Raw genomic sequence first — 6,710 nt, forward strand, 5'->3', positions numbered from 1 at the left:
GAGGAGAACGGCAGGGCGCCGGTGGACCGCCAGCCGCTGCCGGGGCTGCCGCCGTTGCCGTCGCCGTCGTTGCCGTCGCCGGCGGTGCCATCGGGGTAGGCGTCGATGATCGCCTGGAGGGAGGCGTTCGGCCGGGGGTCGGACGCGCCGAGCGCGCCCAGCACCTTCCGTACGTACGACTCCTCCGCCCCGCCGAGCATGCGCAGCTCGGTCACGTCCATGCCGCCCTCGGTCAGCGTGCCCGTCTTGTCGAGGCAGACCACATCGACGCGGGCGAGCCCCTCGATCGCGGGCAGCTCCTGCACCAGGCACTGTTTGCGGCCGAGCCGGATGACGCCGATGGCGAAGGCGACGGAGGTCAGCAGCACCAGGCCCTCGGGGATCATCGGCACGATGCCGCCGACGGTCCGGGCGACCGAGTCCTTGAAGTTGTTGTCCTTGACGATGAGCTGGCTGATGATCAGCCCGGTCGCGGTGGGGATCATCATCCAGGTCACATATTTGAGGATGGTGCTGATCCCGCTGCGCAGTTCGGAGTGGACGAGCGTGAAACGGGACGCCTCCTCGGCGAGCTGCGCCGCGTACGCCTCGCGTCCGACCTTCGTCGCGGTGAACGCGCCGCCGCCCGCGACCACGAAGCTGCCCGACATCACCGGGTCGCCCGGCTGTTTCAGTACGGGGTCGGCCTCGCCCGTCAGCAGGGACTCGTCGATCTCCAGGCCGTCCGCCTCCGCGACCTCCCCGTCCACGACGACCTTGTCACCGGGGCCGAGTTCGACCAGATCCCCGAGGACGATCGCGGAGGTGGAGATCTCGGCGGCCTTCCCGTCGCGCCGTACGGTCGGCTTGGCCTCGCCGATGACGGCGAGTCCGTCGAGGGTCTTCTTGGCGCGCAACTCCTGGATGATGCCGATTCCGGTGTTGGCGATGATGACGAAGCCGAACAGGCTGTCCTGGATGGGCGCGACGGACAGCATGATCACCCAGAGCACGCCGATGATGGCGTTGAAGCGGGTGAAGACATTGCCCCGGACGATGTCGGCGGTCGAGCGGGACGAGCGGACGGGTACGTCGTTGACCTCGCCCCGCGCGATCCGTTCCGCGACCTCGGCCGAGGTCAGCCCCTTTGCCCCGGCGCGGGGACCCGGTGGCCGCACCGGGTGTACGGGGTCCAGCTCGGCCCCCGCGTCGATGGAGGGGCCACCCGGCTCGGGGCCGTTCGTCTCGATCCTCGCCCGCTGAGTCATGCTCGTACGCTACGGCCGCGGGCGGGACTTCACCCCCTGAGGGGGCGAGGATCAGACCGGGGGAGGACGGGGGAGGACCCGGGTCGTCCCCGGGGAGTACGGGCCGCCCGCCTGCGGAGGTTGCTCCCGCCTGTTGCGGTCGGTGCCTCCCGCCTGCTGCGGCGGCTCGCACCAGGTTCGGCGGCTCGCACCCGCTGCGGTGCCTCCCGCCCCGTTCAGTGGCTTTCGTCGGGCCCGGCGGGGGTACGGGCGGGTCCCGCCGTGGCTCCGGCCGCCTCGGCGCGCTTGATCGCGGCGTCCCGCTTCCGTACGTACCAGATGCCGATCAGCCCCAGTCCGCCCCCGGCCAGACAGGTCCACACCCACCACATCAGGTCACGGTCGTCGAACCAGCCGTAGAACGGGATCTGGACCAGGAAGAGGGCGAACCAGATGATCGTGCCCCCGGTGATGGTGGCGACGACGGGCCCCTCCAGGGGCTCGGGTGCTTCGTGCTGGGGGGTCCACTTCGCCATGCGGACAGTGTAGGTCGGGCTGTGGAGCGGGCTGCGGGACAGGCCCTGCGTCGGCTGCGCGGCAGGCCCTGTGGGCCGGCTGCGGGACTGGCCGGGTGGGCCGGATGGCGTCACATCTACGCGCGCAGATGTGCATTTGATTCCCTATATGTTCATACTGAAGCGGTTTGCCTGCGACAGGTTTCATTCGTAGGAAAGTACAAGGACTGATGAGGACGGAATGACCCCCTCGGCCCCCGCCGACGCCTCCGCGCACCTGCCGAAGGGCACCCCCGGCGGCCTGGACCGCTTCTTCCGGATCTCCGAGCGCGGCTCCACCACCGCCCGTGAGGTCCGGGGCGGATTCGCCACCTTCTTCGCGATGGCCTACATCATCGTGCTGAACCCGATCATCCTCGGCAGCGCGAAGGACATGCACGACCAGTTCCTCGACCCCGGGCAGCTGGTCACCGCCACCGTGCTGACCGCCGCCTTCTCCACCCTCCTCATGGGCGTCATCGGCAACGTCCCCATCGCGCTCGCCGCCGGCCTCGGGGTGAACACCGTCGTCGCGCTCCAGCTCGCGCCCCGGATGTCGTGGCCCGATGCCATGGGCATGGTGGTCCTCGCGGGCTTCGTGGTGATGCTGCTGGTCGCCACCGGGCTGCGGGAACGCGTGATGAGCGCTGTGCCGCGCAGTCTGCGCAAGGGCATCGCGATCGGTATCGGCCTCTTCATCATGCTGATCGGCCTGGTCGACGCCGGGTTCGTCTCCCGTATCCCGGACATCGCCAAGACCGCCGTGCCGCTCACCCTGGGCCAGGGCGGCCACCTCGGCGGCTGGCCGATTCTCGTCTTCGCCGTCGGTGTGCTGCTCACCCTCGCGCTGATCATCCGCAAGGTGCCGGGTGCGATCCTGATCTCCATCGTCGCGATGACGGTGGTGGCGATGGTGATCGATGCCGTGGCGACGGTCCCGAGCTGGGGTCTGACCACCCCGAAGTGGCCCGGCAACCCGGTCGCGACCCCCGACTTCGGGCTGGTCGGCGAGGTCAGTCTGTTCGGCGGCTTCGAGAAGGTCGGCTATCTGACCGGCGTGCTGTTCGTCTTCACCGTGCTGCTGTCCTGCTTCTTCGACGCCATGGGAACCATCCTGGGCGTCGGCGACGAGGCGAAGCTGATGGACAAGGACGGCAACTTCCCCGGGATCAACAAGGTCCTCTTCGTGGACGGCATCGCGGTCGCCTCGGGCGGTGCGACCTCCTCGTCGGCGGCCACCTGCTTCGTGGAGTCCACGGCGGGGGTCGGCGAGGGGGCCCGGACCGGTCTGGCGTCCGTGGTGACCGGGGCGCTGTTCTCGGTGGCGCTCTTCCTCACCCCGCTCGCCACGATGGTCCCCTCGCAGGCGGCGACGCCCGCGCTGCTCGCGGTCGGCTTCCTGATCCTGGCGGGATCGATCCGGGACATCGACTGGGACGATTTCACGGTCGCCGTCCCCGCGTTCCTGGCGATGGTGATGATGCCCTTCACCTACTCGATCACCAACGGCATCGGCATCGGCTTCATCGCGTTCAGCGTGCTGCGGCTGGCGGTGGGCCGGGGCCGCGAGGTGCCGGTCGCGATGTATGTGGTGTCGGCGGTCTTCGTCTTCTACTACGCGATGCCCGCGCTGGGGCTCACCTGACGACCTCCGCTGACCTGCGCTGACCTGCGCTGACCTGCGCCGGCCTTTTCATGAGCTTTTCTGAGCTGTGCTGGCCTGTGCTGTGCTGACCTGTCCTGACCTGCGCTGACGGTGATACGGGGGCGTCGATACGGGGGTGTCCGGGTGCCGGGCGTGGCGTTACGGGACGCCCGTGGCCGGGCCGTAGAACTTCTCCGTCTCGTCGACGGCCGCCTTGAAGCGCTCGTCGAAGTCGTCGCGGACGAGTGTCCGGACCACATAGTCCTGGACGCTCATACCACGCCTGGCCGCGTGGTGCCTGAGCCGCTCCAGCAGCTCCGCGTCTATTCGCAGGCTGAGCACTGTCGATTGCATAACGTCAGGGTCGCCGCAGCCGCATGTCCGGTGTGTCACTTTCCGCATGAGTATCACTCGTACGGGTGATGTGAGGGCCCTGTCGAGGCGGCGGGAAAGCGGCTGGTATTTAGGCAGGGTAATGAGTTATGCTAACGACCATGAGTGAGCTGTCTGGGCTGCCTGATCCGGCGAGCGGCGCCGACGCCGACGTCGCAGCCGTGAACGCACTGCGCTCGGCCGTGATGCGGCTGGGCCGACGGCTGAAGCATCAGCGCGTCGACGAATCGCTGAGCCCCACCGAGATGTCGGTGCTCGGCACGCTCGCCCGCTGCGGCTCGGCCACCCCCGGTGAGCTGGCCCGCAAGGAGCATGTCCAGCCGCCGTCCATGACCAGGATCGTGGCGCTGCTGGAGGCCAAGGGGCTGGTCCGGCTGGAGCCCCACCCCGATGACCGCAGACAGAAGGTCGTCAGCCCGACCGAGCGGGCCGAAGCCATGCTCGAAGAGAGCCGCCGCAAGCGGAACGCCTGGCTGGCCACCCTCGCCGAAGGGCTCGACGAAGACGAATGGGCCAAACTCCGCGCGGCGGCTCCCGTGCTGGAGAAACTCGCGCACCTATAGCCGCACCGCCGAGGAGGCGAACGCTTTTGAGTACGGGACCCGGAGCAGACTCCGCACCCGCACCAGCACCTACCACCATGTTCAGCTCCCTGAAGATCCGTAACTACCGGCTCTTCGCCACCGGCCAGGTGGTCTCCAACACGGGCACCTGGATGCAGCGCATCGCCCAGGACTGGCTGGTGCTCACCCTGACCGGCTCCGCGTCCGCGGTCGGTATCACCATCGCCCTCCAGTTCCTGCCGATGCTGCTGTTCGGCCTGTACGGCGGGGTCCTCGCCGACCGGCTGCCCAAGCGGCCCCTGCTGCTGGCCACCCAGATCGCGATGGGAATGACGGGTCTGGCGCTCGCCGTCCTCACCCTCACCGGTCAGGTCGAGGTCTGGCATGTCTATCTCACCGCCTTCCTGCTCGGACTGGTCACCGTCGTCGACAACCCGGCCCGGCAGACCTTTGTCTCCGAGATGGTCGGCCCGGACCAGCTCGCCAACGCCGTCAGCCTGAACTCGGCCAACTTCCAGTCCGCCCGGCTCGTCGGCCCCGCCGTCGCCGGTGTGCTGATCACGGCCGTCGGCAGCGGTTACGCCTTCCTCTTCAACGGACTGTCCTTCATCGCGCCCATCGCCTCCCTGCTGCTGATGCGCACCTCCGAACTCCACAGGTCCGAGCGCACCCCGCGCGGCAAGGGCCAGCTCAGGGAGGGGCTTCGCTATGTCTCCACGCACCCCGAGCTGATCTGGCCGATCGTCCTCGTCGGGTTCGTCGGCACCTTCGGCTTCAACTTCCCGATCTGGCTCTCGGCGTTCGTCCACGACGTCTACGACTCCGGCGCCAGCACCTACGGCCTGCTCAACACCCTGATGGCCATCGGCTCCCTCGTCGGCGCGCTCCTCGCGGCCCGGCGCGGCGCCTCCCGGCTGCGGCTGATGGTGGGCGCGGCGGTGCTCTTCGGCCTGCTGGAGATCGTGACCGCCTTCGCGCCCAGCTTCTGGCTCTTCGCGGTGCTGCTGGTGCCGATCGGGATGTTCGGTCTCACCGTCAATGTCACCGCCAACTCCAGCATCCAGATGGCCACCGACCCCGCCGTCCGGGGCCGGGTCATGAGCCTGTTCATGATGGTCTTCGTCGGCGGTACGCCCCTGGGCGCGCCCCTCTTCGGCTGGATCACCGACGCCTACGGTCCGCGGATCGGCTTCGCGGCCGGCGGGCTGGTGTCGCTGCTGGCCGCGCTGGGGGTCGGGCTGATGCTCGCGCGGGCGGGTGGCCTGAAGCTGAAGGTGGATCTGCGGCGGGGGCGTAAGCATCTCGCCTTCGTGCCCAAGGACCCCGGGGACTCCGACTCCAAGGACCCCGAGAAGCCGAGGAAGAGCCTGACGGCGGCGGCCTGACTGTTCTGACTGGTCTGACGGTTCTGTTCGGGTCCGTTCGGGTCCGTTCAGGTTCGTCTGTCGACGTGTATGCCTGTGTACGTCTGTGCCTGTTCGGGACCGGGACGCCGGGGAGCCGCCCGCGCACGGCACAGGCGTGGAGCGCGCCCCGTGGGTCAGACTCGACGGCATGAGACTCTTCGCCGCCGTACTGCCACCGACCGGGGCCCGCGACGAACTCGGCCTCGAAGTCGACCGGTTGCGTACCCTGCCCGGCGCGGACCGACTCCGCTGGACCGGCCGGGCGGGGTGGCACTTCACTCTCGCGTTCATGGGCGAGGTCGACGACCGGCTCCTGCCCGAGCTGCGCGAACGCCTCGCCCGGGCCGCCCACCGGACACCCCCCTTCCCGTTGCGCATCCACAGCGGCGGCCACTTCGGTGACCGTGTCCTGTGGGCGGGCGCCGCCGGCGGTATCGCCGAGGTGCGCCTCCTCGCGGACCGCTCCGACGCGGCGGCCCGCCGCGCGGGCGTCTCCATGGAGGAGCACCGCCGCTACACCCCTCACCTCACGATCGCCCGCAGCCGGGAGGACGGGGGAGTCCGCCCGTACGCCGACGAACTGCGCGCCTTCGAGGGCACCCCGTGGGAGGTCGCGGAGCTGGTGCTCGTCCGCAGCAGTCTTCCCGGGGGCGGGGTGGCGGGGGAGGTGCCCCGGTACGAGACGGTGGGCAGGTGGGACCTGGGGGGAGGGGCGGGGGAGGCGCCGGGTTAGTCTCGTGACGTGAAAACGAAGACCAGGAATCAGATCATGGCGGGCGTCCTCGTCCTGATGTTCGCCATCATCGCCGTCGCGGCGGTAGCGGGCCAGTAGCCCGGCCCCCCGCACCGGGGCTCCGCCCCGGACCCCGCGCCTCAAACTCCCCCAGAGCTTCGCCTGGGCGGTACCCCCAGGCGAGGCTGAA

The 6,710-nt window shown here is 69.4% G+C and carries 7 protein-coding genes; 4 read left to right on the top strand and 3 right to left on the bottom strand.

Translation table 11 applies throughout. The features are described 5' to 3' along the window. Positions 1-1,247: HAD-IC family P-type ATPase (locus ACWF94_RS29085; protein WP_453494862.1), on the bottom strand; the 1,247-nt coding region annotated here is incomplete at its 3' end. Between the two features lie 215 nt (positions 1,248-1,462). Beyond that, entirely contained in the window at positions 1,463-1,762 is a 300-nt protein-coding gene (locus ACWF94_RS29090) for a DUF2530 domain-containing protein (RefSeq protein WP_453494865.1), read from the bottom strand. A 220-nt stretch (positions 1,763-1,982) separates the two neighbouring features. Here ACWF94_RS29090 and ACWF94_RS29095 point away from each other — a divergent pair, with 220 nt between their 5' ends. Further along, a complete protein-coding gene (locus tag ACWF94_RS29095) occupies positions 1,983-3,425 on the top strand; it encodes an NCS2 family permease (RefSeq protein ID WP_453494868.1) in 1,443 nt (480 codons plus the stop codon). A 159-nt stretch (positions 3,426-3,584) separates the two neighbouring features. Here the strand turns inward: ACWF94_RS29095 and ACWF94_RS29100 are convergent, their stop codons facing one another. Then, on the bottom strand, positions 3,585-3,779 hold the full coding sequence (locus ACWF94_RS29100) for a ribbon-helix-helix protein, CopG family (RefSeq protein ID WP_453494871.1): 195 nt from the start codon (positions 3,777-3,779) through the stop codon (positions 3,585-3,587). A 140-nt stretch (positions 3,780-3,919) separates the two neighbouring features. Between ACWF94_RS29100 and ACWF94_RS29105 the strand changes: the two genes are divergently transcribed. The 3 genes from ACWF94_RS29105 to thpR all read left to right on the top strand — a co-directional run bounded on the left by ACWF94_RS29105 (position 3,920) and on the right by thpR (position 6,520). Beyond that, a complete protein-coding gene (locus ACWF94_RS29105; RefSeq protein WP_453494874.1) occupies positions 3,920-4,381 on the top strand; it encodes a MarR family winged helix-turn-helix transcriptional regulator in 462 nt (153 codons plus the stop codon). A 26-nt stretch (positions 4,382-4,407) separates the two neighbouring features. Then, positions 4,408-5,766, top strand: a complete 1,359-nt coding sequence (locus ACWF94_RS29110; protein ID WP_453494877.1) for an MFS transporter — start codon at positions 4,408-4,410, stop codon at positions 5,764-5,766. Positions 5,767-5,935: 169 nt separating this feature from the next. Then, on the top strand, positions 5,936-6,520 hold the full coding sequence (gene thpR, locus ACWF94_RS29115) for an RNA 2',3'-cyclic phosphodiesterase (RefSeq protein ID WP_453494880.1): 585 nt from the start codon (positions 5,936-5,938) through the stop codon (positions 6,518-6,520). Positions 6,521-6,710: the final 190 nt, after the last annotated feature.

The organism is Streptomyces sp. NPDC055078 (assembly GCF_053607985.1).